Source organism: Haloechinothrix halophila YIM 93223, assembly GCF_000504245.1.
GTDB lineage: Bacteria > Actinomycetota > Actinomycetes > Mycobacteriales > Pseudonocardiaceae > Haloechinothrix_A > Haloechinothrix_A halophila.
Genome location: NZ_KI632509.1, coordinates 5,473,582 through 5,498,482 on the forward strand (window position 1 = coordinate 5,473,582; position 24,901 = coordinate 5,498,482).

General features: G+C 68.1%; 25 protein-coding genes. 10 read left to right on the top strand and 15 right to left on the bottom strand.

All coding sequences use genetic code 11. The features are described 5' to 3' along the window. Positions 1 to 163 precede the first annotated feature (163 nt). The 4 genes from AMYHA_RS25055 to AMYHA_RS25065 all read left to right on the top strand — a co-directional run bounded on the left by AMYHA_RS25055 (position 164) and on the right by AMYHA_RS25065 (position 3,290). Entirely contained in the window at positions 164 to 1,459 is a 1,296-nt protein-coding gene (locus AMYHA_RS25055; protein ID WP_051400284.1) for an LCP family protein, read from the top strand. A gap of 49 nt (positions 1,460 to 1,508) precedes the next feature. Beyond that, a complete protein-coding gene (locus AMYHA_RS25060) occupies positions 1,509 to 2,216 on the top strand; it encodes a TIGR03089 family protein (RefSeq protein ID WP_034275105.1) in 708 nt (235 codons plus the stop codon). 244 nt (positions 2,217 to 2,460) lie between these two features. Continuing rightward, a complete protein-coding gene (locus AMYHA_RS28125; protein WP_231104891.1) occupies positions 2,461 to 2,883 on the top strand; it encodes a helix-turn-helix domain-containing protein in 423 nt (140 codons plus the stop codon). After that, positions 2,880 to 3,290, top strand: coding sequence for a type II toxin-antitoxin system VapC family toxin (locus tag AMYHA_RS25065; protein ID WP_034275108.1), 411 nt, complete (start codon positions 2,880 to 2,882; stop codon positions 3,288 to 3,290). Before AMYHA_RS28125 ends, AMYHA_RS25065 begins: the two co-directional genes overlap by 4 nt. A 154-nt stretch (positions 3,291 to 3,444) precedes the next feature. Here the strand turns inward: AMYHA_RS25065 and AMYHA_RS25070 are convergent, their stop codons facing one another. The 5 genes from AMYHA_RS25070 to AMYHA_RS25090 form a co-directional block, all read right to left on the bottom strand. After that, complete coding sequence (locus AMYHA_RS25070) at positions 3,445 to 4,596, bottom strand: acyl-CoA dehydrogenase family protein (RefSeq protein ID WP_456236144.1); 1,152 nt, start codon at positions 4,594 to 4,596, stop codon at positions 3,445 to 3,447. 110 nt (positions 4,597 to 4,706) lie between these two features. Continuing rightward, on the bottom strand, positions 4,707 to 5,213 hold the full coding sequence (purE, locus tag AMYHA_RS25075) for a 5-(carboxyamino)imidazole ribonucleotide mutase (RefSeq protein ID WP_034275110.1): 507 nt from the start codon (positions 5,211 to 5,213) through the stop codon (positions 4,707 to 4,709). A 9-nt stretch (positions 5,214 to 5,222) separates the two neighbouring features. Then, on the bottom strand, positions 5,223 to 6,407 hold the full coding sequence (locus AMYHA_RS25080; protein WP_034275111.1) for a 5-(carboxyamino)imidazole ribonucleotide synthase: 1,185 nt from the start codon (positions 6,405 to 6,407) through the stop codon (positions 5,223 to 5,225). 48 nt (positions 6,408 to 6,455) lie between these two features. After that, on the bottom strand, positions 6,456 to 7,712 hold the full coding sequence (locus AMYHA_RS25085; RefSeq protein WP_231104892.1) for a glycosyltransferase 87 family protein: 1,257 nt from the start codon (positions 7,710 to 7,712) through the stop codon (positions 6,456 to 6,458). 60 nt (positions 7,713 to 7,772) lie between these two features. Next, the gene (locus AMYHA_RS25090; protein ID WP_231104893.1) at positions 7,773 to 8,687 is read right to left on the bottom strand and encodes a GGDEF domain-containing protein; all 915 of its coding nucleotides are present in this window, start codon (positions 8,685 to 8,687) and stop codon (positions 7,773 to 7,775) included. Positions 8,688 to 9,037: 350 nt separating this feature from the next. Here AMYHA_RS25090 and AMYHA_RS25095 point away from each other — a divergent pair, with 350 nt between their 5' ends. Continuing rightward, positions 9,038 to 11,218: a sigma-70 family RNA polymerase sigma factor gene (locus tag AMYHA_RS25095; protein WP_051400286.1), complete on the top strand. Its 2,181-nt coding sequence runs from the start codon at positions 9,038 to 9,040 to the stop codon at positions 11,216 to 11,218. A 63-nt stretch (positions 11,219 to 11,281) separates the two neighbouring features. Next, positions 11,282 to 11,770 carry a GtrA family protein gene (locus AMYHA_RS25100; protein ID WP_034278782.1) on the top strand — a complete coding sequence of 163 codons (489 nt, stop codon included), beginning with the start codon at positions 11,282 to 11,284 and terminating at the stop codon, positions 11,768 to 11,770. Between the two features lie 9 nt (positions 11,771 to 11,779). On the opposite strand, the gene AMYHA_RS25105 is transcribed toward AMYHA_RS25100, so the two are convergent. Further along, positions 11,780 to 13,063 carry an ATP-binding protein gene (locus AMYHA_RS25105; RefSeq protein ID WP_034275112.1) on the bottom strand — a complete coding sequence of 428 codons (1,284 nt, stop codon included), beginning with the start codon at positions 13,061 to 13,063 and terminating at the stop codon, positions 11,780 to 11,782. 17 nt (positions 13,064 to 13,080) lie between these two features. Further along, complete coding sequence (locus AMYHA_RS25110) at positions 13,081 to 13,791, bottom strand: response regulator transcription factor (RefSeq protein ID WP_034275114.1); 711 nt, start codon at positions 13,789 to 13,791, stop codon at positions 13,081 to 13,083. Between the two features lie 43 nt (positions 13,792 to 13,834). Between AMYHA_RS25110 and hisN the strand changes: the two genes are divergently transcribed. Then, positions 13,835 to 14,647, top strand: a complete 813-nt coding sequence (gene hisN, locus AMYHA_RS25115) for a histidinol-phosphatase (protein WP_231104983.1) — start codon at positions 13,835 to 13,837, stop codon at positions 14,645 to 14,647. Here the strand turns inward: hisN and AMYHA_RS25120 are convergent. The 8 genes from AMYHA_RS25120 to AMYHA_RS25155 all read right to left on the bottom strand — a co-directional run bounded on the left by AMYHA_RS25120 (position 14,629) and on the right by AMYHA_RS25155 (position 22,182). After that, positions 14,629 to 16,326 carry a DNA glycosylase AlkZ-like family protein gene (locus AMYHA_RS25120; RefSeq protein WP_051400287.1) on the bottom strand — a complete coding sequence of 566 codons (1,698 nt, stop codon included), beginning with the start codon at positions 16,324 to 16,326 and terminating at the stop codon, positions 14,629 to 14,631. The genes hisN and AMYHA_RS25120 overlap by 19 nt on opposite strands. A 115-nt stretch (positions 16,327 to 16,441) precedes the next feature. After that, positions 16,442 to 16,753 carry a hypothetical protein gene (locus tag AMYHA_RS25125; protein WP_034275117.1) on the bottom strand — a complete coding sequence of 104 codons (312 nt, stop codon included), beginning with the start codon at positions 16,751 to 16,753 and terminating at the stop codon, positions 16,442 to 16,444. After that, complete coding sequence (locus AMYHA_RS25130) at positions 16,750 to 18,879, bottom strand: TNT domain-containing protein (protein WP_034275119.1); 2,130 nt, start codon at positions 18,877 to 18,879, stop codon at positions 16,750 to 16,752. Before AMYHA_RS25130 ends, AMYHA_RS25125 begins: the two co-directional genes overlap by 4 nt. Positions 18,880 to 18,887: 8 nt before the next feature. Continuing rightward, a complete protein-coding gene (locus tag AMYHA_RS25135) occupies positions 18,888 to 19,220 on the bottom strand; it encodes a hypothetical protein (RefSeq protein ID WP_034275122.1) in 333 nt (110 codons plus the stop codon). Continuing rightward, positions 19,217 to 19,678: a YbaB/EbfC family nucleoid-associated protein gene (locus tag AMYHA_RS25140; protein ID WP_034278791.1), complete on the bottom strand. Its 462-nt coding sequence runs from the start codon at positions 19,676 to 19,678 to the stop codon at positions 19,217 to 19,219. Before AMYHA_RS25140 ends, AMYHA_RS25135 begins: the two co-directional genes overlap by 4 nt. 110 nt (positions 19,679 to 19,788) lie before the next feature. Further along, the gene (locus AMYHA_RS25145; RefSeq protein WP_034275124.1) at positions 19,789 to 20,733 is read right to left on the bottom strand and encodes a hydroxymethylglutaryl-CoA lyase; all 945 of its coding nucleotides are present in this window, start codon (positions 20,731 to 20,733) and stop codon (positions 19,789 to 19,791) included. A 3-nt stretch (positions 20,734 to 20,736) separates the two neighbouring features. Continuing rightward, a complete protein-coding gene (locus AMYHA_RS25150) occupies positions 20,737 to 21,300 on the bottom strand; it encodes a PH domain-containing protein (RefSeq protein WP_157362403.1) in 564 nt (187 codons plus the stop codon). Between the two features lie 87 nt (positions 21,301 to 21,387). After that, complete coding sequence (locus tag AMYHA_RS25155) at positions 21,388 to 22,182, bottom strand: biotin--[acetyl-CoA-carboxylase] ligase (RefSeq protein ID WP_034275127.1); 795 nt, start codon at positions 22,180 to 22,182, stop codon at positions 21,388 to 21,390. Positions 22,183 to 22,355: 173 nt separating this feature from the next. Here AMYHA_RS25155 and AMYHA_RS25160 point away from each other — a divergent pair, with 173 nt between their 5' ends. Genes AMYHA_RS25160 through AMYHA_RS25170 form a run of 3 tightly spaced genes read left to right on the top strand, consistent with a single transcriptional unit; the run spans position 22,356 to position 24,763 of the window. After that, positions 22,356 to 24,005, top strand: a complete 1,650-nt coding sequence (locus tag AMYHA_RS25160; protein WP_034275130.1) for an acyl-CoA carboxylase subunit beta — start codon at positions 22,356 to 22,358, stop codon at positions 24,003 to 24,005. Positions 24,006 to 24,023: 18 nt separating this feature from the next. Further along, positions 24,024 to 24,254, top strand: a complete 231-nt coding sequence (locus tag AMYHA_RS25165) for an acyl-CoA carboxylase subunit epsilon (protein WP_034275132.1) — start codon at positions 24,024 to 24,026, stop codon at positions 24,252 to 24,254. Further along, positions 24,251 to 24,763: a DinB family protein gene (locus tag AMYHA_RS25170; RefSeq protein WP_034278797.1), complete on the top strand. Its 513-nt coding sequence runs from the start codon at positions 24,251 to 24,253 to the stop codon at positions 24,761 to 24,763. The genes AMYHA_RS25165 and AMYHA_RS25170 overlap by 4 nt, the downstream gene beginning before the upstream one ends. The last annotated feature ends 138 nt before the right edge of the window (positions 24,764 to 24,901 follow it).

Below are 24,901 nucleotides of genomic sequence, written 5' to 3' on the forward strand. Positions count from 1 at the left end.
CGGCAAGTCTAGGGATTTCGCTCTGACAACTGTCGCGACGGCCCGACATGATGCCCCTCGTGACGATTCGGTGATGATTCACTGACGACTCACGCTGACACCCGGACAATACGGACAGAAGGTGGCTTAGCCTGTTGTCACGGTTTTGCGGGAGGGAATCCAGGTGCACGCGGGGAAGCCGCAATCACGAACGAGAAGGCTAGCGGCACTCGCCCTCCGCACCTGCGTCGCGTTGCTGTCGCTCACGGTGCTCGCGGTGGCCGGTTACGCCGACGTCATACTGGGTTCCCTCCGCGAGAGCGTCACCAGTACCCCGGCGCTCGACCGCGTGCCGGACACACCGACCAAACCCGACGACGCCATCGACATCCTGCTGGTCGGCACCGACTCCCGTACCGACGCCCAGGGGAACCCGCTACCGCCCGAGACGTTGCAGAAACTACGCACGGGAAATGAAGCCGGCGTCCGAACCGACACCATCATCATCCTGCGGCTGCCCGGCAACGGCGATCCGGCGCACGCGGTGTCCATCCCGCGCGACAGCTGGGTCGACGTGCCGACCGGCGGCAAGGCCAAGATCACCGCCGCGTTCAACCTCGCCAAGCAGGCCGAGATCCAGCGGCTGCGCGACGAGGGCATCGAAGACCAGGCGTTCGTGGAGCGCCAGTCGGACGAGGCGGGGCGGCAGGCGCTGGTGCGGACCGTGCAGAACTTTGTTGACATCCGCATCGACCACTACGCCGAGGTCAGCCTGCTCGGGTTCTACCTGCTCACCGAGGCCATCGGCGGGGTCGACGTCTGCCTGAAGAACCCCGTGCACGACCCCAAATCCGGCGCGAGTTTCCCCGCGGGGCACCAGACGATCAGCGGCAGCGACGCGCTCGCGTTCGTGCGGCAGCGCCACAACCTGTCCCGTGGTGATCTGGACCGGATCGTCCGTCAGCAGGTGTTTCTCGGATCCGCGCTGAACAAGGTCCTCTCGGCAGGGACGCTGACCAACCCGGCCAAGCTGAGTCAGCTGCTGGCGGCCGTCCGGCAGTCGGTCGTGCTCGATGAGGATCTGGATGTCCTTGAGTTCGTCCAGCGGCTGCGCGGGCTCGCTGCGGGTGACGTCGAGTTCGTGACGATTCCCGTCGTGACGATCACTGGCCGCAGTCCTGACGGGCAGAGCATCGTGGAGGTCGACGTCGAGGAGGTGCGGGAGTTCGTGCATGGGCTGGTGGACGGGCCACCGGAGTCGGTGCCTGGGGAGGACGGCGGGGACGCCGACGCGGAGCCAGGCAACGACGTCGACGCCACCACTACTCCCGCCAACCCCGACGCACCAGCTTCGCCCGCTGCGACCGCTGCGACCGCCACTCCCGACGCGCCCGCGCCGGCCGACAGCAGTTCGCCCACCGGCCAGAGCACGCAACCAGCGGAACCGATCAGCGCTGACGACGTCCCGTGCGTCAACTAGCGCCTCCCCGAACCCCGCCTGCCAACGGGCGCACGGATAGGGTCCAGGCGTGAGCATCACCGAGACGTTGTTGCGCCCGCTGCTCGCCACGGCAGCCGCGAAGCCCGCGATCACGCACTACGACGACGCGACCGGCGCGCGCATCGAGCTGTCAACGACGACACTGGCGAACTGGGCGGCCAAGACGGCCAACTGGTTGGTCGAGGAGTTCGACGTCGAACCGGGCGACCCGGTGTGCGTGCGGCTGCCCGCGCATTGGCAGACGGCAGGCGTGCTGCTCGGCGCGTTCTGGTGCGGGGCGCACGTGGTCAGCGACGACAAGGGCGCGGCGGTGGCGTTCGTACCGCGTGACGAGACGTCCGAGGCGGCCGAAACCGCCATCGTCGCCTTCGACCCGCTCGGACAAGGGCTGCGCACCCCACCGCCGGACGGCGCGTTCGACTACCTCTCTGATGCCAAACTCGCCGCGGACGACTTCTCGCCGATGCTGCCGATCGACGGCGACACACCCGCACTGGCCTCCGCCACGGTCGACGAAGTGCTGGCCACCGCCCGCACACGCGCGGAGGAACTCGGCATCAGCGCGGGCGACCGGGTGCTCGCCACTCGCGAGTGGACGTTGCCCGACGGCGTGATCGACGCGCTCCTCGCACCGTTGTCCGCGGGCGCGTCGATCGTGCAAGTCTCCAACGCCGACCCGACGAAGCTCGCCGACCGCCGCACGACGGAACGCACGACGGTCGACCTGCTGGGTTAGCCCGAACGCCCGCCACCTCGCGTGGCAGGCCTGCCGCGTTGTTGATGTATTTCCTGCGCCACGACCACCCGGTGACCGATCAACCCGGTCGCAGCGCGAGGTAAGTCCCTAACGAACCGCACGCGCCTCGGTATTGGCGATTTCCCCTGCCATTGGTACCACTCGCAGGCATTTTGGGCGGCGCGAGTGCCACCACGGGTTCTAAACTCAACGCAGATGCTCTACACGGGAGGCGATAAGGCACGTGGCTGATGCACGAAAACGAAGCGACGACGCTGGCGACGAGCACGACGCAATCACTGCCGCACTCACGCGCAGGTACAAGGCGGGCGCAAGCATTCACGAGCTCGCTGAATCTACTGGCAAGTCCAGCGCGTTTATCCGCCGTATTCTCACTGATGCGGGTGTGCCACTGCGAAGCGCCGATCACACACCACCAGAGGATGCGAAACGCGCGGAAGCACATCGACTCCTTGACCAAGTACCCGAAGAAAGAATTCCCGACGCAACCGAGTTCCTTCGCGCGCTTACCAGGCGAGAAACAACGCGGCCGACCCGGCGACGTTTTCGCACGGTCGGCGTCTTCGACGGTGAACCCAACCTCGGCAGGCGCGCCAAAGAAATCGCACGCCAGGAAATTGGTCGAGACTCGGGCAAAACGGCGTGATCATCGTTGATACCGGCCCCATCGTTGCCATGGGGAACCGCCGGGACAACGATCACGAAGCGTGCACTGATCTACTGACAGCCACGCTCGAACCCTTGATCCTACCCGAGCCACTGCTCGTTGAGATCGGCTACATGCTGGGGTCACGCGCCAGCCCATTGGCAGAGGCGGGTTTCCTATACGACGTCGCTGACGGCATCTACACCGTCGAATCGATGTATCGCACCGACATCGAAAGAGCGGCCCACCTGGTCGAGAAGTACGCAGACCTGCCACTCGGCACGGCGGACGCATGCGTGGTGGCGCTGGCAGAACGACTCGGCGTCACCCGTATAGCAACCCTGGATGCTCGACATTTCGAGGTCGTGAAGCCGCGCCACACCTCCGGCTTCACGCTCCTGCCGTAGCATGATGCCCCAGGAACCCGGCAGCGTTGTTGATCTACTTTCTCTCCGAAGCAGCACCAGCCCCTGCCCGCAGGCCCAGCAAACTCGGGCTAACGAGCAGGGTGACTAGCCGACTCGACAGAAAGCCTGGCGGACAGCTCCGCCGAGCCGTAGCTCACTTCAGCAACTGCCGCGCCATCACCATGCGCTGGATCTGGTTGGTGCCCTCGTAGATCTGCGTAATCTTGGCGTCACGCATCATGCGCTCGACCGGGAAGTCGCGGGTGTAGCCCGCGCCGCCGAACAGCTGCACGGCGTCGGTGGTGACCTCCATGGCCACGTCGGAGGCGAACGTCTTCGCGGCGCTGGAGGCGAACGACTTGTCCGCGTCGCCGCGCTCGACCTTGGCCGCCGCCGAGTACACCAGGTGCCGCGCGGCCTCCACCTTCATCGCCATGTCGGCGAGCATGAACTGCACGCCCTGGAACTCGGCGATGGCCTTGCCGAACTGCTGGCGCTCCTTGACGTAGTCGATCGTCGCGTCGAGCGCGCCCTGCGCGATGCCGAGCGCCTGCGCGCCGATCGAGTGACGGGTGTGGTCCAGCGTGCTGAACGCGAGCTTGAGTCCCTGGCCTGGCTCACCGATGATCCGGTCACCGGGAATGGTGCAGTTCTCGAAGTAGATCTCGCGGGTCGGCGAACCCTTGATGCCGAGCTTGCGCTCCTTGGGACCGACGACGAAGCCGGGGTCCTCAGCATGCACCGCGAACGCCGAGATGCCAGCCGCCGGGTTCTTCGCGTCCGGGTCGGTCACGGCCATCACCGTGTACCAGCTCGACTCACCGGCATTGGTGATCCAGCACTTGGTGCCGTTGAGCACCCAGTTGTCGCCGTCGCGGATGGCCTTGGTGCGCATCGACGCCGGGTCGGAACCGGCCTCCCGCTCGGATAGCGCGTAGGACGCCGTCGCGCCGCCCGCGACGTCACCGAGCACCTTGTGCTTCAGCTCCTCGGACCCACCAAGGATGACGTTCATCGTGCCCAGCTTGTTCACCGCCGGGATCAGCGAGGACGACGCGCACACCCGCGCGACCTCTTCGATCACGATGTCGGTGGCGATCGCGTCCGCGCCCTGGCCGCCATACTCGTCGGGAATGTGAACGGCGCTGAAGCCGGCCTTGTTCAGTGCTTCCAGTGCCTCGACGGGGTAGCGCTCGGTCTCGTCGACCTCCTCGGCGTGCGGAGCGATCTCCTTCTCCGCCAGAGCACGCACCGCCGCACGGAGCTCCTCGTGTTCCTCTGCGAGCTGGTACAAGCCGTCGGACACCAGTGTCACCTCATTCGAGTCAGGGCAGCTGCAATCCCCGCCATGTTATCGCTCGTTCACATTATTGCGGAGTTGCGATTCGTCACATCACCTACCGCGGGCGACGCAGGTCACCGCTTTCCCGCGCGGTCACGCAGTGCTTCGTCCTTGGCCAATACCAGGTCCGAGAGCTCGGCTTGGAATCTCGCCATGCGGTCACGCAGCCCGGCGTCGCTCGCCGCGAGTATCCGCACCGCGAGCAGCCCGGCGTTACGCGCGCCGCCGACCGAGACCGTGGCGACCGGCACCCCGGCTGGCATCTGCACGATGGACAACAGCGAGTCGAGACCGTCGAGGTGCTTCAGCGGCACCGGCACGCCGATCACCGGCAGCACCGTGGCGGAGGCGACCATGCCGGGCAGATGCGCGGCACCGCCAGCCCCCGCGATGATCACCTGAATGCCCCGCTCAGCGGCGGTGCGGGCGTAGTCGAGCATCCGCTGCGGCGTGCGGTGCGCCGAGTACACGCCCACCTCGTAGGCAACGTCGAACTCGTCAAGTGCCTGCCCCGCGGCCTCGAGCACGGGCCAGTCCGAGTCGCTGCCCATGATCACGCCGACCCGAGCATCCGTCGTCATGAAAGCTCCTTAGTGGATCTCGTACCCGTCGAGCCATTCCGCGTGCGACAGCCAGTGCGCCGCGAGACGTCCCCGCTCAACGAGGTCGGCGAAGCTGTCGGCGAGGAAGTTCACGTGGCCCAGCTTGCGGCCCGGCCGCTCCTCCTTGCCGTAGAGGTGCACGTGCGCGTCCGGATATCGCGCGAACAGGTGATGCAGCCGCTCGTCCGGGCCCATCGCGGGCTTCTCCGGCGCGCCGAGCACGTTCGCCATCACGCAGGCGGGCGCCAGCGGGTCCGTCGCGCCGAGTGGGTAGTCCAGCACCGCACGCAGGTGCTGTTCGAACTGCGACGTCCGCGCGCCGTCCATGGTCCAGTGCCCCGAGTTGTGCGGACGCATCGCCAGCTCGTTGACCAGCACGCCGTCTGGCGTCTCGAACAGTTCCACCGCGAGCACCCCGACGACGTCGAGCGCGTCCGCGATACGCAGCGCGAGTTCCTGCGCGTCGTGCGCCGCATCCTCGGACAGCTTGGGCGCGGGCGCCAGCACCTCGGTGTTGATGCCGTCGCGCTGCACCGTCTCCACGACCGGCCACGCCGCTCCCTGCCCGAACGGCGAACGTGCCACCAGCGCGGACAACTCGCGCACCATGGTGACCTTCTCCTCGGCGAGTAGCGGCGTCCCGGCGTCCAGCAGCGTCGTGTCCAGTGACGTCACCTCGTCCGGCGAGTCCACCATCCACACGCCCTTGCCGTCGTAGCCGCCGCGCGCCGCCTTGAGCACCACCGGCCAGCCGTGCGTGTCACCAAACGCGATGAGGTCCTCGGGCTTCTCAATCGGGGCGTAGGCCGGTACCGGGCAGCCGATGTCGGACAACCGCCTCCGCATGACCAGCTTGTCCTGCGCGTGCAGCAGGGCGTCCGGGCCAGGCCGCACCACGACGCCGGACGCCGCGAGTGCGTGCAGATGGTCAGACGGCACGTGTTCGTGGTCGAACGTCAGGACGTCGACGCCCGCCGCGAACGACCGCAGCGCGTCGAGGTCGGTGTGATGGCCAGTCACGACCTTGCCCGCGACGAGCCCTGCCGAGTCCAGCTCGCCTGCCGCGAGCACATGCAGCGACTGGCCGAGCGCGATCGACGCCTGGTGCGTCATCCTGGCAAGCTGACCGCCGCCGACCATGCCGACGATCGGGAGACCGGTGTGTGCGTCCATGTGTGCGGGCGAATCCCCTGGTTGTGGCGGTGCGTACGGCTTACCAGCCTAGCCGGTGACCTCGCGCACGCCCGTCGGCGGTCGTCGCGCCTGCGGTCTGCGCCACTCCTTGACGAACGCGGCGGCGCCCAGCGCCAGCGGCACGTACAGGTAGGCATTGCCCAGCACGTGGTCCAGCACCGACCAGCCGTCCGGGTCCCGGCCGCCCGGGAGGATCAGCAAGACGTAACTGCCGAACACGACGAGAACGGCGGCGAGGGTGGCGAGCCGCTTCGGCGCGGCGGTGACGGGGCTCTGCACCCCAGCGAGCAGCGTGACCAGCAGCGGGATCACCCACACCCAGTGGTGCGTCCAGGACACCGGCGAGATGAGCAGTCCGTATCCCGCGGTGACCAAAACGGCGCGCAGCTCGTCGCCGCTGCGGTGGTAGCGCAGCATCAACCACACGGCAGGCGGAGCCAGTAGGGCACCGATGCCGAGCGCGACCGTTATGGACCACGGCGCTTGCTCGGTGAGCCGCAGTGCGAGGCCGTTGAGCGCCTGGTTGTCCGACCAGTGGATGGTGCCGATGCGGGTGGGGTCGGAGACGGCCCGCGTCCAGTAACGGACGACATCGTGCGGGATGAGCGCGAGCATCGCCGCCTGCAGGGCCACGAACGTGGCCACCGCGCGCAGCGCGTCCCGCCAACGGCCGGTGAAAAGCAGGTGCGGCACGAAGATCAGCGGTGTGAGTTTCACGGCGGCGGCGACACCGATCAGCACGCCCCCCGCGCGGTTGCCGCGCGCGGTGAGCACCAGAACATCCACCAGGATCAACGCGAGCAGGATCAAGTTCACCTGGCCGAGTGAAACCGTGCGCCAGACGGGTTCCAGCAGCAGCACCGCCACCGTGATGGCCACGACCACAAGCGGCCCCCCGCCGAGCACGCCGGGCGCCCGGGTGCCGTGGGTGGCGCGGGCAGCTCGGATCGAGAGCACCACCACGAGACCCGCTGCGACGATGGAGATCGCGCCGAGCATGCCCCAAGCAACCGGCGCCGCGAACGCCGCCAGCGGAACGAACAGCAGCGCGGCGGCGGGCGGGTAGGTGAACGGCAGCTGCGCCCACTCCGGCTCGAACGCCAGTGTGTCGGTGTCGTAGAGCGGGTCGCCGTGCAGCAACGTCAGCGCACCTGCCCGATAGACCGCGCTGTCCATGCCGAGCGGCCAGTCGGCAAGCCAACCGAGGACGCCGACGACGAGTGGCACGGCCGCCAGCGCCCCGAACAGCGCGACCGCACCCCCGCGGAAGCTCAGATGATGCACGCGACCCAGTGTCGCAGGCGGGGCGGCCGAGCGTTCCCCCGACAGGTGGTGCGTGCGGCGCTACCGCCGCGCGATCCGGCGCAACAGCGCGCAGGACTCCTCAAACGTCGGGTGAAGCCGCACGAGGGAGATCGCGGGGCTGCTGACGTCGCCGAGCTGCGGGTCGGCGTGTATCCGCTCGGTGATCTCCCGTCGCAGGGCGACGGCATGAGCGGCGATGTCCATGTCGCGGTCGACAAGCACGGCGAGCACGGATGGCCCGAGCGCTGCCGACGTCTCCGGCCCGTCGAATACCGACCGCAGCGCGTCGCCAGCGAGGATCATCGCGGCCAACCGCGACCAGCTGCCCATGCTTCCGAGGTCGAAGGACACGGTGAGCAGCAGCGCGTGCTCTGTGGGGCAGCGCCCGTCCCGCGCCGCACCCCGGTACACCTCGGCCAGCCTGGTGCGCAGGTAGGACGCACTCGGCAACCCGGTGAGTGGATCGGTGACCTCGGTGTGCGCGTAGTTGTCCAGCGCGACGTCCGCCCAGGCGAGCGCGGTGACCCGCACCAGGCGGGACGGCGTGGCGTCGATGTCCGGCACGACGAACCCGCCGTGACGGTCACCGTCCGCGACGACGGCGTGCAGCGCGGCGAGATCGGTGAGCGTCTCGTCCAGCCCCGCGCCGGAAGCGGCGCGGGCTCTGCCCAGTCCGGACACGGCAGCCTCGCTCGAGCCGTTCGCGCTCAGTGCGGCGCAGACGGTGTCCACTTCGGGTAGTCCCCAGTCGCTAGGGAAGCGCCACCCTGCCGCGAGGCTCGCGCTCCGCCACTTCGCACGTAGTGTCCGCGCGGTGCTGTCGAGCGAACCGCCGTCGCCGCGCTCGGCGCTATCGACGTCCGGTACGGCGGTCACGCCACCGTCGAACGGATGCTCCTCGTCCTCCGAGTGAGCACCGGCGGCTGGCCCATCCACCACAGTGCGACCCTTCATGTTGACTTCGACGCCGCCCGCGCCTGCACGCTCCGTGAAAGCGAAGGCGGTAGCTCATAAGGAACTCGTCTCTGGAGACGCCAGGCATCGGCCCACGTGACGGCGACGATCAGGAAACTTCCGTCTCGGACACCCCCGATAACCATTACTGCGGGTAACACGGATGATGTGTTTCCGGCCCGCGTTTCGGGCCGTATCCAGGTATTCTGCGAGACCGTTATGCCAGATGTAACCGACCCACATCGTGACTGAACCATGGTTCTCAGTCACACTGTGGACTTGGCGCCGTCGCGCTACCAGCGGCTGCGCCAGGCTGGCACGTCGAGCCAGCGCAAGCCAGGAGGAGCCCAGTGTCGACCGTCCCCGCCACACCTGATGGCAACAGCGACGCCGAACTGATCGCCGCTGTTCGCGACGGCGACCTCGCCGCATACGGCACGCTCTACGAGCGGCACGTCTCCGCCGCGTACAACCTCGCCCGGCAGCTCGCACGCTCAAGCTCCGAGGCGGACGACCTGGTCAGCGAGGCGTTCGCGAAGGTACTCGACACGCTGCGCGCCGGGAAGGGGCCCGACAGCGCGTTCCGCGCGTACCTGCTCACCGCGCTGCGGCACACCGCATACGACAAGACCCGCAAGGACAAGCGCGTCGACCTCAACGAGGACATGAGCGAGGCGACCGGCGCGCTCGGCGGAGCGCTGACGGTGCCGTTCTCCGACACCGCCGTCGCTGGGCTGGAACGGTCCATGGCGGCCAAGGCGTTCGCCAAGCTGCCGGAACGCTGGCAGGCGGTGCTCTGGCACACCGAGATCGAGCAGCAGTCACCCGCCGAGGTGGCCCCGATCCTCGGGCTGACGCCGAATAGCGTTTCCGCGCTCGCCTACCGTGCGCGGGAAGGGCTGCGGCAGGCATACCTGCAGGTGCACCTGGCCGAGACGACGGAGAAGCGGTGCCGCGCGACGGCCGACCGGCTCGGCGCGTGGACCCGCGACGGGCTGTCCAAACGCGAGCGCGCGCAGGTCGAGGCGCACCTCGACGAGTGCGAACGGTGCCGTGCGCTCGCCGCTGAGCTGGCCGACGTCAACGGCGCGCTGCGCGCGGTCATCGCACCGCTCGTGCTCGGCGGCGCGGCGCTGGCCTACCTCGCGACGGCGGGCGCGGGCAAGGCAGCCGCCGCGACTGCCGGGGCGGCTGCGGCCGGTGCCGCGGCGACTACGGGCGCCGCCGCGTCGTCGTCAGGTGGCGCCGGTGGCGCTGCTGGTGCGGCCGCTGGCGCTCCTCGGCAGTTCCTCGGCGTCGCGGCGTCCGGCGTCGCGATCGCCGCCGCCGTCGCCGTCGGTCTGACCGCTGGCGGCGGGCAACAGGTCCCGCAGGCGATCCAGCCGCAGGCTGACGCGCCCACGACGAGCGAGCCCGCGCCTGAGTCTCCGAAGCCCGCACCGGAGTCACCGGCGGAGGATCCAGCCATTCCCCCGGCGCCGCCACCCGTCCAGCCGCAGACCGTGCCAGAGCGGGCACCCGCGCCCCCTGCGCTGCCCGCGCCGCCGGAACTCGTGGTGACCACCCCGGACGACGGCATCCAGCTTGAGCCGGGCGGTGGTCCGGTGGACTTGCCGATCACGGTTCGCAACGAGGGCGAAACCAAATCCGATCCGGTCGTGGTGACCCTCGATCTACCCCAGGGTGTGCGGGCGATCCCGCCACCCGGTGGTGGTGGCGGCGCGCCAATGTCGGCCCAGACGGCCCAGCGCCGCGACACCGCCGCGCCGCGGTCGGGGCGCACCGTGCGCTGCCCCGGCGGCAAGGGCAAGGTCAGCTGCAGTTCCGGCAGGGGTCTGGAACCAGGCGAGTCGGTCACGCTGCTGTTCCGGCTGATCGCGGACAAGCGCGCCGATCCAGGCAAGATCAGGGGAACGGTGTCGAGCGGCAACGCGCAGCCGCTGGTGATCACCGTGCCGTACGAGGTGCCCCCACCCCCGCCACCGCCGCCGCCCGCCGACGGCGTCGAGCTGGACGTCCACAACGTCGGGCGAGTCCTGAAGATCGGTGTCACCAACACGGGCGAGACGACCAAGCGCGCCGTCGTCGTCATCGACCAGCCGATGTTGGCGCACGGCGGGCACGGCAAGGCCAGCTGCACCGACGACGCGGAGAGCACCACCTGCCGTACCAACGAACCGCTCGCGCCGGGTGACGACGTGCACTTCCACACCGTGATGTCCGGCTTCCCCGAGAACGAGAAGATCGTGGTGACCGCGCGCATCGGCAAGGGTTCGGACACCGAGGAGGTCTCGGTCCGCTGCATTGGTGGCAAGGTCTGCGCGCCCGACGACACCAAGCCGCCGCTCCCCGCGGAGCAGAGCGAGAACGGCCCGCCGAGCACGACACCGTCCGGGCCACCAAATACGACACCGCCGTCCAACGGGCCAGGCCGCAGCGGGGACGCCCCCGGTCACGAGTCCCGCTCCGGCAAGGACTCCGGGCCGCGTGGCCTGCGAAGTCTGCTGGTTTCGCTGCTCAACTACCCCTAGCGCAGCCGGCCAGTAAGACAGTTCCGACCGACCGCGGTATCGCGCGCAAGTACACTCCGCCCCGTGGCTGTAGTCGAGAATCTGCTGACCGTCGTGCCCGAGCCGTTCCGCTCGATCATGATCAAGCATCGGGAGCTGCTGAAGTTCGGCATCGTCGGCGGTACGGCGTTCGTCGTGGACAACGGTGTCTGGTACCTGCTGAAGCTGACGGTGCTCGCGGACAAGCCGACAACGGCCAAGGGGATCGCGATCCTGGTCGCCACGATCGTCTCCTACATCCTCAACCGTGAGTGGTCCTTCCGCACACGCGGTGGCCGGGAGCGCCACCACGAGGCCGCGCTGTTCTTCCTGGTCAGCGGCGGCGCCATCGTCATCAACCTGATCCCGCTGTACACCTCGCGCTATATCCTCGACCTGGAGGTGCCGCACGTCTCATTGTGGGTGCAGGAGGCCGCCGACTTCACCAGCGGGTCGATCATCGGCATGGTGCTGGCGATGCTGTTCCGCTTCTGGGGGTACCGGAGGTGGGTTTTCCCGGATGAGCTGCGGTGAAAGCGCCGATCAGCGCGGGGAGCCCGCTGTCGAGAGCTCCCCGGACGTCAGGTCCGTTGGGCGCGGCACCAGCAGAAACACGCTGAACGTCGCTGGCCGCTGCACGGACAGTTCCAGCCTGCCGCCATCGGCCTCCACCAGCGCGCGAGCGAGCGCGAGTCCGACACCGGTCGACCCGGCACCGGAGACACCCCGGTCGAAGATGTGCGGCGCGAGGGCGTCCGGCACCCCTTGACCGTGATCGGCGACCGTCACGACGACCGTGCCGTCGGTGTCGCCGCCCCGGGCGGCCATGGTCACGGTGCCTTCGCCGTGTTTGCGCGCGTTGTCTAGCAGCACCCCGACCACCTCCCGCAGCCTGGCAGGGGTGACCCGCGCGATGAGGCCCTTGCTGATGCGCAGCCGCAATGTGCGGCCCTCGGCATTGAAGATCTGCCGCCACTCGATCGCGATCGTTTTGAGCACGGCGGACAGGTCGACCGGCTCCGCACCCGCTTCCCGCGCCGCCCTGGCCGCCGCGAGTAGTTCGTCCAGCACGGCGGCGAGCTGGTCGGCCTGCTCCTGCGCGGCCACCGAGTCCTCAGCGACCTCGGGATCGGAGTGCGTCGTCAGCGGGTCAAGCCGGAGCTGGATGGCCGTCAGCCTGCTGCGGAGCTGGTGCGAGACATCACCGACGAACTGCCGCTCGCGACGCACCAGCGCGGACAACGCCTCGGCCGAGGTGTCCAGCGCCTCGGCGACCATGTCCAACTCGCGCATGTTGTAGCGACTGGTGTCCGGCCGGAAGTCACCCGCGCCAAGCCGCGCGGCGCGGTACGAGATGTCCCGCAACGGCCGTGCGAGCCGTCGTGCGGTCACTGTCGCCACCACCATGCCGGTGCCCACCGACAACACCGCGAGCAGCAGCACCGCGACGGTCACCTGCGACTGCCGCTCCCGCAGCGGTTCGGACGGCACTGACAGCCGCACCTCGCCGGTCCCGGCAAGGTTGGCTTCTTCGGTGAGGCTGCCACCCTCCGGTTCGACGCCCTCGCGGTAGACCCGGCCACCTGGCCCGCGCACCACGAGGTAGCCGTCAGCGGGAATCGCCAAGTGGACCCGATTGGTGTCGATGCCATCGCCTGCGGCGATGTCACTGTCGAGCTGCTTGACGATCCGCTGCGCGCGGTCCTTGAGATCCTCGCTGGCCAGACTGCTAACCAGCAACGACGCCGTAATTCCCAGCGGAATGCCCAACGCGGCGCCGGTGACGGCTACCGCGAGCAGAATCGCGAGGAGGATACGGCGATGCACTGAAGCGGCTCCTGCTGCTAGTCGACGTTGAAGCGAAACCCAACGCCGCGCACCGTGGCGATTCGCCGCTCCGCATCCGCGTGCGGGGTACTCGACGGCTTGCTCCCGGTGCCGTCGATGTCACCCGCCGCGATCGCGAGCTTGCGTCTCAACCACGACATGTGCATGTCCAGCGTCTTGGTGGTCTTGGCGTCGAGGTCGTTCCACACCTCCGCGAGGATCTCCTCCCTGCTGACGACCTGACCGGCCCGGGTGAGCAGCACCCGCAGCAGCTCGAACTCCTTGTTCGCGAGCTGCACCTCGGCACCCTCGACGGTGACCAGCCTGCCGCCGACGTCCATCCGCACCCCGGCGGCTTCCAGGATGTCGGGGGCCTGTCTGCGCAGCAGGGCTCTGATCCTGGCCAGCAGCTCCGCCAACCGGAACGGCTTGGCCACGTAGTCGTCCGCGCCCGCGTCGAGCCCGACGACGAAGTCCACCTCGTCGGTGCGCGCGGTGAGCATCAGCACCGGCAGGTCGGCGCCGCTCGCACGCAGCCGTCGGCACACTTCGAGGCCATCCATGCTCGGCAGCCCGAGATCGAGCACCAGCAGGTTCACTTGCTGTCGCTGGGTCGCCTCAAGAACGCTCGGCCCATCGGCGACGACCTCCACCTCGTAGCCCTCACGATGAAGCGCACGAGAGAGTGGGTCAGCGATCGCCGGGTCGTCCTCGGCGAGTAGAACCATGTTCACCTGGCTCACTCTACGACTCCAGTACGTGAAAACATCGTTGTCTGTGACCCGCAATTATCTCGCAGACTACGCAATCGCCGCACAACTCGCAGACGTCGCTGACGCGATCACGACTGATCGGTTCACCTCGACCGACCTTAAAGTCACGAGCAAGCCCGATCGCACCCCGGTCACCGACGCCGATGTCGCCGTCGAAGACGCGATCCGCGAGACGCTGGCGGCCGAGCGCCCCGGCGACGCGATCGCCGGCGAGGAGCGGGGCGGGTTCAATGCCGATGAGCTCGACGGCAGGACGTGGATCCTCGACCCGATCGACGGCACCAAGAACTTCCTGCGTGGCATCCCGGCATGGGCGACGCTGATCGCGCTGGTCGAAGACGGTATCCCTGTGGTGGGCATGGTCAGCGCGCCCGCGCTCGGCAAGCGCTGGTGGGCGCATCGCGGCGGCGGGGCGTTCACCTCGGACGCAGCTGGCGGCGAGCGGCGGATCGACGTCTCGGGGGTGTCCGATCTCGGGGACGCCTACCTGTCGACGACGAACCTCACCACGTGGTCGGAGTATCACAGCCTGCCCGCCTACCTCGCGCTCGTCGAGGCGTGCTGGGAGAATCGGGCGTTCGGCGATTTCTGGTCACATTGTCTCGTCGCGGAGGGTGTGATCGACATCGCGGCCGAACCGATCGTGAACCCGTGGGACGTCGCGCCGATGCAGGTGCTGGTCAGCGAAGCCGGTGGGCGGTTCTCGGACCTGTCCGGCGCGGAGCGGTTCGACGGCGGCAACGCGTTGTCGACCAACGGTGTCCTGCACGACGCGGCGCTGCGGGTGTTGGGTCAGGACGGCCTCGTGTAGTACGTCGCTCTGCGTTCACCATGCCTGTGGAGTTTGCCTTCATTAACGAGACGGCTAAGCAAACGTGTGGCCTGTTTCGGTGACATGGTGCAAAGTTCAGCGACCTGAGATCGGGTTACCTGGCCATGAGCGTCAACGTACGAGAGCACCATCTGCTCTTGTTGTAATGGCTCGAACCCGCGCACGCGGACGTAGCCTGCCGACGAATCAAGTGCGCGGTACACGGCTGCCGACAAATGCCAGGTGCGACCTTTGCGTTCGCCACGCGCTTCAACCCAGCCGCGATCGACCATACGAGCCAGTTGAGTGCGAGTTTCATTCTCGGTTCGCTGCAGCAGATGGGCAAGCTCGCCGGTAGTAGCACGTCGTTCGCGTAGCAGGTCGGAAAGAATTTGCAGTTCAGGCACGGTGAGTGGCCGATCACCCTGCTGTTCTTGTTCCAACACCCATCGAGTCATCGCCAGATTGGCAGGGCCACCAGGAAGCACTGCGGTCACCTGGTATGCCGTAGTACGGCCGTAATCGGGTGCGGGGCGTCCTACACGGAGTTGCTCAGCGAACATCCGATTGATGCCACGCCCAGTGCGCTCAACGAGACCAACACGTTTGAAGGCGTCTGCAAGTAGCGGGCTCCGCGGATGCGGTGCTGCGACCAGGATGTTGCTTACGTCGATTCCTTCCGGGAATCCTCCAGGACTCGAGATTTCCAGTTGATCATCAGTCCACTGCACGTGGACGGCACCTCGCCGCGTGTAGTCACGATGGGTTAGCGCGTTAGCGAGGGCTTCCCGGAATGCCGTCTCTGAGTAAGCAGGTATCGCGACGCGAAACATGCCGACCTGCAACTCTTCCTCATCATTGCGCGCGCGGAAGCGATTGAACATCTCATCAGCGAGACGTAAGAGCGGCAAGGTGAAAAAATCGTTGGTCTGCACCTCTTCGCCGCGCATGACTTGAAACGCGGCTTCGTGCGTCGGGATGAAACGCCGGATCGCATCGGCGCGGCCGAACAGCAGCAATGCTCCCGTGGTGACCTCGTCGTCAGCACGCGCCACGCCCAATGCACGTGCGATCTCGAGATCTGCCAAATCAGCAAGAATCTGGTCTGCCCGGTTCCCCGACTCACGTACGAGCCGCCGAACTCGCTCAAACTCAATCGGGTCTAGATCCGTCCACGCCGCACCCCGGGCAGGCAATGACGCGAAGTCGACAGCGCCGTAGTCGATCTGGTGCGCAAGCATTTCGTGCGCATAGAACGGCATGCAGCGGGGCCTGCCATCAGCCCCGATTGTGCGGCGGAGGTAAGTCCCCTTTGTCGTGCCAACTACTTGCGAACTGTCAGGTACCTCGACCACCAGAACGCTGACTCCGTCGACGTCAACGACGTTGACGACGGTCGACACCGGTGGCTGTGTGTTGTTCGCAACCACAGCCTGAACGCGGAGCGGATCGGTGCTCTCACCTTGCCGAGGACGAGCACCTGTCAGCTTCCCATCGTCCTCAACACCAACCAACAGAACGCCACCTGAGCCGTTCGCCAGGCATGTCACAGCCTCGATGAGGTCGTGATCGTTCAGCGGTTTCCGCTGCTCGCTCTTGAATTCGACGTCGTAACGCTCACCAGCGGCTGCCCACGACCGGATGCGCTCAGCGAGCGCACCTGACCCATGCTCGTCCATAACCGTCCTTGTTTGACCCATGTCTCATAGTTATGGGACATGGGTCAAAGCATATCCACTATGGGTCATAGTTTATGGGACATATCGGCGTGTCATCCGTCGGCATGGCGCTGCCTTAGCTCGACTGGTTCTCCTTCGCTGGCAGCAGTCCGACAGCTCCCCTGGCGACCTGAGTCCAGGCGAGACGTCCGAACAGGTAGTTGCAGGCGACCTGCTCGTTGCTGAAACAGGCCCAGTCGTAGCGGTTGCCCTGCTCACGCCAGAACACCTCCCACGCGGCTTCCTGCCGGAGCTGGTCCTCACCCACTGGGACCTGCCGTTCGACGCGCAGCACACACCAGGCGTTGTCGGCCTCCGCTCCGACGGAGATCACCTCGGGCGGGACACCGATGGCGGTCAGCCATTTCGCGATCGACTCGACGTTCATGCGCCCTCTCCTGTCTCAGGTGGTTCGGGTGTCATCTCCGCGAGATAACCCAGCGCGAGGAGGTCCGTCGCCGGATAAACGGCGCGGTAGCGTAGGCCGCCGCCTGGCTGGCCGAACCAGCTCGCGGTCTCGGCCGCCCACACCGGTAGCTCACGCAGCACCCGGTAGCGGTGGTAGCCACTGTCCAGCCGAGTAGGCGGCAGCGACCGCGCGGCGTATGGCGTGCGGTCGGCGGCGAACACCCGTCCGTGTTCATCCCCGAATCGGTCGAGCACCGTGCCCGCCGGCAGCACGATCGGCTCGCCGTGCTCACGACAGCCCTCCGGATACAGCTCTCCTGGTGGCCACACGTAGGCCACACGAGTGCTGTCACGGGCCACGACGTAGCGCCGGTGCCAGTCCTGCCCGTTGGTCGCCGCGAGCGGATCGTCATCGCAGAGGTCCGCGACGGCGGGATGCTCGGCTGGCAGTCCGCGCACCGCTTGATCCGTACCCGCGTCGGGTTCCGGCGGGTCGCCAGGGTCAATGAGGTGCGACTCGGGGTGGTCATGCGGCGGAAACCGCAGACCGGTGGCGAAGTCGGCTTCGTCGTCCCGCGGCGGGAGTTGATACGCCGGTGCGCTCGCCGGGACCGGCAGATGACCGATCGGGAACATGTGCACGAGGAACAGGGCGACAACGCTGTCCCTGTCCTGCCGGGGTGTGCCGGTGGTGTGCGGTGCGGGTTGTGACTGCGACGGCTCGTGCCCCACGTGTGGGGCCGGTTGCGGTGCGGCCCGTTGCGATGGCTGGTGCGTCGCGTGCTGCGACTGGTGTGGTGGCGGCGGCTGGCTCGGCGCTGGGCTCCTGGGATGTCGGGGTGCGCTCTCAACTGGACCGAACGTGCGACCCGGTTGCCGGTCCTGACGCGGGGCTTGTTGTGCCGGTTGGTGCGAGCCCTGTCCCGGCTGCGCTGCCGGTGCCTGTCCGGCGGCGTGCCCCTGCGCAGGTTGTGCGGCGCCGCCACCGAGCGGAGCCGCGCCCATGCCCGCGCCCGGTGCGTTGTAGCCCGCCGCTGGTGGCCCGCCGACTGGACCAGGACCTGCGGACGGCACTGCCGGAGCAGGCGGCGGCGCGGCAGGGACGTCAGCGTAACCGGCGAGTCCGGTGCTGCCGTCGATCGGCGGCACGGGCTGGCCGCCCGGGTAGCCGCCGCGCGGGGGCACACCGGGTGAGCCGGATCCGGCCGGGTACCCCGACGGCGGAGTTGGCACGTCGGCGTACGGGTCACCCGCGATCGGCACGCCAGACGGCAGTGTCGGCGCGGTGGGCGAAACGTCGTCGAGCGCGCCGTCGGGAGGGTTGCCAGGCGCGCCAGTCGCATCACCCACGGAATCCCGCGTGCCGCCCACGACGTACTCGTCCGCGCCACTCAGGTCCGCGTCGCCTGGCGTCCGCCCGAGCACGTCGGACGCACCACCGGGGACGTCGCCCGCCGTGTCGCCTACGACATCATCAGCGCCACGTGGTCCCGCATCCGTCAGGGTGCTCACCGTGTCCCCGACGTCGTGGCTCGCCTGGCCGGGCGCGTCCACAGCGGGCCCGCCCGGAGCTGCCGGGACGGCGTCCACCCCACCCTGAGCGCCGCGCACCGGATCGGCCACCGCGCTGGCCAGGCCGTTCGCGGTGACATCGAGGTTCGCCGACGTCTTGCCGAGCAGCGTCGGCACCCCGGCCAACGCATCGGGATGGCCGCCACCGGCCGCCGCGTTCGCGGCGTCGACCTGGCGGGCAGCCTCGGTCAGCTGCCGCACCATCTCCACTTTGGTCTCCGCGATCCTGTCGGCCGCGTGCTCCAGCCGGTCGGCTGCCTCGGTCGCGCCTCGGGCCGCCTGCCCCAGCTCCCCGCTGTCGGTGTCGACGACGCGAGACCACGACGTCCGCGCCGCCGTGGCGCCCTCGCCGGACATGCCGTCGAACGCGGCGTTGGCGGACGCATCGGCGTCACCCGCGAGCGTGATGAGCTGGGTGGCCGCATCGCGCCAGGCGCGTGCTTGCTCCCGCATGGCGTCCTCGTCCGCTTCCGGCCAGCGCGCGCTGGTACGGGCGGCGATGTCGGCCAGCTCACTCGGCAGTTCGATCCCCATGGCGACCCCTATGCCTCATCGAGCCTGCGCGCGATGCGGCCGATGTCGTCCGCGCCCGCGTCGTCGCTGGCCTCGTAGGTCGTCGCGGCATCAGCCAGCCGGGCGCCCATCCGACCGAGTGTGTCGCCCAGTCCAGTGATGAGCGCCAGCGCGGAGTCCGCCGCCGCACGGTGGGTGGCATCGAAGCTGCTGCCGACCTCGTCGGCTCCCCATGGCGCGCCGGTGGCGTCCAGCGCGTCCCGGAGCGCGTTCGCGACGCGAGTGGCGCGTTCGGCGTGCGTGTCGAAGTCGCGCGCATGCTTGGCGACGCGGTCGACGTCGGCGGACCAGCCGTCGGTCATGAGCGGTCCCGCCGCCCTTCTGCGACCCAGTTGGTGTCCGCGAAATCCTCGTCCTCGGCGTCCGTGGGATCCGCACGTGGGGTCGGACGCGAGGCTGGCGGGATTTCGTCCGGCGTGAGGTCGGCGGTGCCGAGCAGCGTCGCCTTCGGGTCGGTGTCCGCTGGCAACGTCGGCGCGAGAACGTCGGCCGCTTCCGCAAGTGCACGCTGGGACGCCGACGTCACCAACCGCAGGATCTCGTTCGCCAGTTCGGACGGCCGGTACGCGCGGTAGGCGTCGTCGGCCAGGGTGAGGCCGGTCAGCGTGCCGCGCGACCCCACGGTGACGGTGATGCTGCCGTCCACGCTGCGCTCGGTCGCCGTGATCGCGGCGAGTCGCTGGTGCGCCGTCGCGAGCAGTTCCCTGCTCCTGGCGTAGTCCGCGAGCAGTTGGTCGACCTGCGCGCGATGGTCGGTCACGGCGTCCTCCGGTCCCTGCTGGATGTCGGGTCGGCAGTGCACTGAGACGTTAACGCCCCAGCATCGGTTCCCCGTGCCGCGAAAAGGCGCATGGGGAGCACCCCGCGTGATCAGCCGCCGGACAGCGCGCGGACCACTCGCGACGGCGCTGGCCTGCCGAGCTGCTGGGACATCCACACGCTGGTGTCGACAAGCTTGTCCAGGTCGGCACCGTGGTCGATGCCAAGACCGTCGAGCAGCCACACCAGGTCCTCCGTGGCGAGGTTGCCGGTCGCGGACTTCGCGTACGGACAGCCGCCGAGTCCGCCAGCCGATGCGTCGACACACCGCACACCCTGCCGCAATGCGGCGTAGGTGTTGGCCAGCGCCTGGCCGTAGGTGTCGTGGAAGTGCACCGCGAGCTGGTCAACGCCGACCCCGGCGGCGGCGAGTTCACGCAGCAGTTGCTCCACCTGTCCCGGCGTGGCGACGCCGATAGTGTCGCCGAGCGAGAGCTGCGAACACCCCAGATCGATCAGCCGCGCACCGACGCGCGCCACCTGTGCGGGATCGACCGCGCCCTCCCACGGGTCGCCGAAGCACATCGACAGGTAACCCCGCACATCCAGCCCTTCGGAGCGCGCCCGCCGCACCACCGACTCGAACATGGCGAACTGCTCGTCGAGCGTGCTGTTGAGGTTGCGGCTGGCGAACGTCTCGGTGGCGCTGGCGAACACCGCGATGTGGCGCACACCGGATTCCAGCGCCCGGTCGAGCCCGCGCTGGTTCGGCACGAGCACCGGATATCGGACATCGTCACGCGGCTTCAGGCCAGCGAGGACCTCGGCGGCGTCCGCGAGCTGCGGCACCCACTTCGGGTGCACGAAGCTGGTCGCCTCGATCGTGGTCAGTCCGGCGTCAGCGAGCCGTTCGATGAACTCGATCTTGACGCCGACGTCGACGATGTCGGACTCGTTCTGCAGCCCGTCGCGCGCGCCGACCTCCCAGATCGTGACGCGCTCCGGCATGTCGCTCGCGGTGACCGTCGCGGGCAATCCCAGTTCCCTCGCGCTCACGTGTCACCAACCCCGCCGTGACTCGCGCTCCGGCGTGAAGTCTTCCTCGTCGGCGCGGCCGTCGTAATAGTCGTCGTACGGATTGTCGTTGAGGTGCTGGTAGATATAGGTGTGCACCTTCTCGACGCCGGGGATGTCGTCGAACCGCAGCGCTTCCTCGGACGCCGACTCGATGAACAACGTGCCGCAGCCGAAGATCCGGTCGAGCAGGCCGTGCTCGAAACGCACGCTGTGGATGCGGCGCATCGGAATGTCGATGCCCGTCCGGGTGATGATGCCTTCGCGGGCGATCACCCGATCCGTCGTCACCACGAAATGGGTCGTGCGCCACCGCATGAGCGGCGCGAAGACACGCAACACCAGCACGAGCACCACGATGACGCCGATCACTACGCCCGCCACCAGGTCCCACGGCGGCGAGAACTCGGCCGCGAGCACGATCCCCCAGATGCCAGCGGCAACCGCGATGAGGAACGCGAAGATGGGAAGGATCAGCATCTTGAAATGCGGATGCTTATGCACGATGACCTGCTCGCCCGTGCTGAGCAGGTCCTTGGGGTAAGCCACCTCGCCACGCTCCCGTGTCGTACTCGATATCGGCGCAGCCAACCGTACCGACAGCGGCCGTCACCACCGTGTGAACGCGCCGCCGTGTCAGCGGAGATGGATGACGTCTCCCGCGAGCACGGTGGTGCGCTGCCCATTGTCGTCCTCGATGGTGAGCCTGCCAACGTCATCGACGTCGACGGCGGTGCCGGTGTGCGTTTCCCCTTGTGGCAGCGACACCGTGACGGTCCGGCCGAGCGTGCCGCACACCCCGCGGTAGTCAGCCAGCAACCCGGCCTGCTCGAGATCGCCGTGCGCCGCCCGCCACGCACGCTCCCGCTCGGCGAACGCGCGCAGCAGCGTCGCCGCGATCTCGGTGCGGTCCGTGGTGCGCGCCCCGTGCTCGGCCAGCGACGTCGCCGCGAGCCCGCCCGGACCCGGCTCGACGTCGCCAAGTGGCGTGATGTTGAGACCGATGCCCAGCACAACGGCCCGCTGGGGCACCAGCTCGGCGAGCACCCCTGCCAGCTTGCCGTTCCCGACGAGGACGTCGTTGGGCCACTTCAAGGTGGCGCCGACACCGAGGTCGTCGCACAGGTCGGTGAGCGCGAGTCCCGCGACGATCGCCAGCGAACCGGTGGCTTCCGGCGGCACCTCTGCAGGGCGCAGCAGCACGCTCAGATACAGGCCAGCGCCCGCGGGCGACACCCAGGTGCGCGCGAGCCTGCCGACGCCCGCGGTTTGTTCTTCGGCGATGAGCACAGTGCGATCGGCCGCGCCGGTGCGGGCGGTCTCGATCAGGTCGGCATTGGTGGAGCCGGTGCTGGCGACGACGTTGAGCGCGGTATAGCCCGTTGACGTGACAAGTTCCGTGCGCAACCGGTCGGCATCGAGTGCGGTCATGCGGCCTCCTTAATCGCGCGCGGCACGCCGCGCCACCATCTCAACGTCGGCCTGCATGGTGTCCGACATTTCGGACCTGCAAGCAGTCATCATGTCACTACCCTAAAAGGCCAGCGGTGATATTGCTGACGTCACACCACACGCGCGCGCGAGGTGGCTTAGGCTGCGGGTTTATGAGTAGCGCAACGGAGCCGCTGGGGGGCCAGCACGGTTCGGCGGAGGAGTCGATCGACATCCACACCACCGCGGGCAAACTCGCTGACCTGTATCGCCGCAACGATGAGGCGGTCCACGCGGGTTCGGCGCGCGCGGTCGAGAAGCAGCACGCGAAGGGCAAGAAGACTGCCCGGGAGCGCATCGACATGCTGCTTGACCCGGGTTCGTTCGTGGAGCTGGACGAACTCGCACGGCACCGTTCCACCAACTTCGGCCAAGACGCCAACCGCCCGTACGGCGACGGCGTTGTGACCGGCTACGGCACCATCGACGGCCGCCCGGTGTGCGTGTTCTCGCAGGACGTCACCATTTTCGGTGGCTCACTCGGTGAGGTGTACGGCGAGAAGATCGTCAAGGTGATGGACCTGGCGATCAAGACTGGGCGCCCGATCATCGGCATCAACGAGGGCGGCGGCGCTCGGATCCAGGAAGGCGTCGTCTCGCTGGGGCTCTACGGCGAGATCTTCACCCGCAATGTCAAGGCGTCCGGTGTCGTCCCGCAGATCTCGCTGATCATGGGCGCCAACGCTGGCGGCCACGTCTACTCCCCCGCCCTCACCGACTTCGTGGTGATGGTGGATCAGACGTCGCACATGTTCATCACCGGCCCGGACGTGATCAAAACCGTCACCGGTGAAGAGGTCACCTTCGAGGAACTCGGTGGTGGCCGGTCGCACAACACCAAGTCGGGCAACGCGCACTACCTCGGCGCCGACGAAGAGGACGCGATCTCCTACGTCAAGGAACTGCTCTCGTTCCTGCCGCCGAACAACCTCGCCGAGCCGCCGGTGTTCGAAGCCCCACCTCACACCGGCAACTCGGTCGCCGACGACATCACCGACGACGACCGCGAACTCGACACCCTCATCCCCGACTCGCCCAACGTGCCCTACGACATGCACGAGGTCATCACTCATGTCGTCGATGACGGCGAGTTCCTCGAGGTCCACGAACTGTTCGCCCCCAACGTGCTCGTCGGCTTCGGCCGCGTCGATGGCCAAAGCGTGGGGATCGTGGCCAACCAGCCCACCCAGTTCGCCGGGTGTCTGGACATCGACGCCAGCGAGAAGGCCGCCCGGTTCGTGCGCACCTGCGACGCGTTCAACGTCCCCGTGCTCACTTTCGTCGACGTCCCCGGCTTCCTGCCCGGTACCGATCAGGAATGGAACGGCATCATCCGCCGCGGCGCGAAACTCATCTACGCCTACGCCGAAGCCACCGTCCCCCTGGTCACCGTGATCACACGCAAGGCCTACGGCGGCGCCTACGACGTCATGGGCTCCAAACACCTCGGTGCCGACATCAACCTCGCCTGGCCAACCGCCCAGATCGCGGTCATGGGCGCCCAAGGCGCGGCGAACATCGTCTACCGCAAAACCCTCGCCAACGCCGAAGCCGAAGGCCAAGACATTGAGAAACTGCGCGGCGAGCTCATCCAGGAGTACGAAGACACCCTCTGCAACCCCTACGTCGCCGCCGAACGCGGCTACGTCGACTCCGTCATCCCGCCGTCACACACCCGCGGCTACGTCGCCCGCTCGCTGCGCATCCTCGGCGACAAGCGGGAGAACCAGCCGCCCAAGAAGCACGGCAACATTCCGCTATAACGGGTGCAGGAGGTTGCGATGAGCGACGAGGAGACACCGCGTCCGCTGCTGCGGGTCGTCCGGGGCGAGCCGGACGACGTCGAACTGGCGGCGCTGACCAGCGTGATCGCCGCCGCGGCGTCGCGAGGTGGCGGCGATGCCAACGGCACGTCGAAGCGCCGCTCGCTGTGGGGCGAACCCGCCGCGCAGCTGCGGACGCCGATCCAGCCGGGTCCGGGCGCGTGGCGCGCGTCAAGCTTGCCGCGATGACGAATCCGGCGACGTCTTCCAGCGCGCTTCCCGGTGCGGGCGTGATGCTCAGCGACGAGCGGGCGTCGCTGGAAGGCTTCCTCGACCACTACCGCGCGGTCCTGGTGACCAAGGTACGCGGGGTGTCCGATGCTGATGCCCGGCGGCGGCTGGTGCCATCGGCAACCACGCTCGGCGGGCTGCTCAAGCACGTGGCCTGCGCGGAGCAGCGCTGGTTCGAGTACGCGCTACCCAGGGTTCCGTTCGAGCCGAAGAGCGAGGCAGAACGGCTGGCCGAGTTCGGCATGACCGAGGACGAGACGGTCGACGGGCTGATCGAGGCGTACGAGGAGCAGTGCGCGCGGTCGCGCGAGATGGCTGCCCGCTACCAGCTGGACGACCGGGGCCACCGCTTCGGCACGGACATGACGCTGCGCTGGATCTACCTGCACATGATCGAGGAGACGGCCCGCCATGCGGGCCACGCCGACATCCTGCGGGAACAGCTCGACGGCGCCACGGGCGACTGAGGACTGCTGGCAGGTCCGAAGCACCAGGCACTGAGGACTCGCGAGCCGAGTTGCTCGATGGTGGGCATCGTTCTCCGAAGTTGATCACGCTCCCTGCTGGTAGTACCACCAGTGCCGGACATAACGGACACAATCTGG

What these genes read in the sequence shown, in the direction of transcription:
- AMYHA_RS25135 (WP_034275122.1), bottom strand. Translation starts at nt 19,220, where the DNA reads ATGACCGACGGCTGGTCCGCCGACGTCGACCGCGTCGCCAAGCATGCG.
- AMYHA_RS25165 (WP_034275132.1), top strand. Translation starts at nt 24,024, where the DNA reads ATGAGCGACGAGGAGACACCGCGTCCGCTGCTGCGGGTCGTCCGGGGC.
- AMYHA_RS25155 (WP_034275127.1), bottom strand. Translation starts at nt 22,182, where the DNA reads ATGACCGCACTCGATGCCGACCGGTTGCGCACGGAACTTGTCACGTCA.
- AMYHA_RS25170 (WP_034278797.1), top strand. Translation starts at nt 24,251, where the DNA reads ATGACGAATCCGGCGACGTCTTCCAGCGCGCTTCCCGGTGCGGGCGTG.
- AMYHA_RS25120 (WP_051400287.1), bottom strand. Translation starts at nt 16,326, where the DNA reads ATGGACGAGCATGGGTCAGGTGCGCTCGCTGAGCGCATCCGGTCGTGG.
- AMYHA_RS25125 (WP_034275117.1), bottom strand. Translation starts at nt 16,753, where the DNA reads ATGAACGTCGAGTCGATCGCGAAATGGCTGACCGCCATCGGTGTCCCG.
- AMYHA_RS25090 (WP_231104893.1), bottom strand. Translation starts at nt 8,687, where the DNA reads ATGAAGGGTCGCACTGTGGTGGATGGGCCAGCCGCCGGTGCTCACTCG.
- AMYHA_RS25160 (WP_034275130.1), top strand. Translation starts at nt 22,356, where the DNA reads ATGAGTAGCGCAACGGAGCCGCTGGGGGGCCAGCACGGTTCGGCGGAG.
- AMYHA_RS25110 (WP_034275114.1), bottom strand. Translation starts at nt 13,791, where the DNA reads ATGGTTCTACTCGCCGAGGACGACCCGGCGATCGCTGACCCACTCTCT.
- purE (WP_034275110.1), bottom strand. Translation starts at nt 5,213, where the DNA reads ATGACGACGGATGCTCGGGTCGGCGTGATCATGGGCAGCGACTCGGAC.
- AMYHA_RS25080 (WP_034275111.1), bottom strand. Translation starts at nt 6,407, where the DNA reads ATGGACGCACACACCGGTCTCCCGATCGTCGGCATGGTCGGCGGCGGT.
- AMYHA_RS25130 (WP_034275119.1), bottom strand. Translation starts at nt 18,879, where the DNA reads ATGGGGATCGAACTGCCGAGTGAGCTGGCCGACATCGCCGCCCGTACC.